Source organism: Micromonospora sp. PTRAS2, assembly GCF_054052245.1.
Genome location: NZ_JBSWBU010000045.1, coordinates 1 through 1360, shown reverse-complemented (window position 1 = coordinate 1360; position 1360 = coordinate 1). Strand labels below are relative to the sequence as shown.

General features: G+C 72.5%; 2 protein-coding genes. Both read right to left on the bottom strand.

The window, feature by feature from the left end; translation table 11 throughout:
* On the bottom strand, window positions 1-336 hold a 336-nt coding region (locus ACVMYR_RS33065; protein ID WP_457123697.1), incomplete at its 3' end, for a hypothetical protein.
* A 201-nt stretch (window positions 337-537) separates the two neighbouring features.
* The coding region (locus tag ACVMYR_RS33060) for a condensation domain-containing protein (protein WP_431898292.1) at window positions 538-1360 on the bottom strand (823 nt) is incomplete at its 5' end.

Genomic DNA, 1360 nt, shown 5'->3' with positions numbered 1-1360 from the left:
CACATCCGGCCCCACCTCGCCCACCGGCCCATCCACCACATGCAACATGACCGGACCAACCGGGCCACCCGCCGCCGGCGACGGAGCCACCAACGCCTCCGCCACCCGACCCGTCAACTCACCGAACCCCGGGTCACCCGCCACATCCACGCGCACCACACCACCCGAGGCCAGCCCGAGGACCACCTCCGACTGACCCGTATACCGCGCCAACACACCCACCAACCCCGCCACCACCACCACACCCGAACCCGCCACACCCGACGGCCACGACACCACCCCCGACACCGAACCCGCCCGCGCCGGCCACACCACCACCCGCCGCAGATCACCCACCAGATCGAGGGTCTCGAAGTCGGTGCCGGGGGCGGTGAGCCCCGGAGCCTGGGCCGGACCACCAACGAACCCGACGGACATGAGCCAAACCTCCGATCAGGACCGGCGTCGCCCGCAGGCGGGGCCGGTGCGAAAAGACCCAGGTGAACCCGGTGGACGCGGTCGTCCGCGCCCACCGGCACGAGGGGGTACGACGTGCGATCAGCGACCCGGAGCCGGCGCGGGACCGGCCTCGAGGAAGCGCAGCATGTGGCCGTTCAGCTCCTCGGCGAAGCGGTACGGCAGGTAGTCGGTGCGGATGGTGACGCGCAGGAGGGCGTGGTCGGCGCGGGGCAGCACCTCCACGGTGAGGCCGTTGGACACCTCCCGGGCGTACGGGTCGACGACCTCCTCGGTGCGGCAGCCGGGCAGGTCCAGCGGGAGCACCACGTTGTCCTGGTAGACGAAGGTCGGCAGGCTGGCGACCACCTCGCTGGAGAGCCCGGCCGCGGGATCGTCGGCGGTCTCCGCGAAGGGCACGTCCTGCGCCCGCATCAGGTCGGCGACCGTCTCGTGGACCCGCAGGACGAGCTTGTCGTCCTGCGGCCCGTCGAAGCGCACCCGCACGCAGTTGAGGTTGAGTCGGGTGGTGAACGCGGAGTCGAGCACCCTGCTGCCGCGCTTGGCGACCACCATCAGCAGGCCGATGTCGTCCTGCTGGTGGACGGCGCGCAGGGCGGTGGCGAAGGCGGCGACGAAGTAGCTGGAGCGGCTGAACCGGTGCTCCCGGGCGGCCCGGTCCCACCGCTGCATCACCTCGGGCGGCACCGTCACGGTGTGCCCCGCCTTCGGGCCCCAGGCGAGAGCCTGCTCCAGCGACACGGTCGGCCCACCGTCGCCCTGCCGGGGGAGGCCGTGGAGTTGGCCGCGCCAGTATGCGCGTTGGGCGGGCAGGTCGGCCGCGTCGCGGAGCCGGGCGTACTCGTCGTGGATCTGGCGGAGGGTGGGCGCCGGATGGTCCCAGGTGGGTGACTGTCCGGCCTTA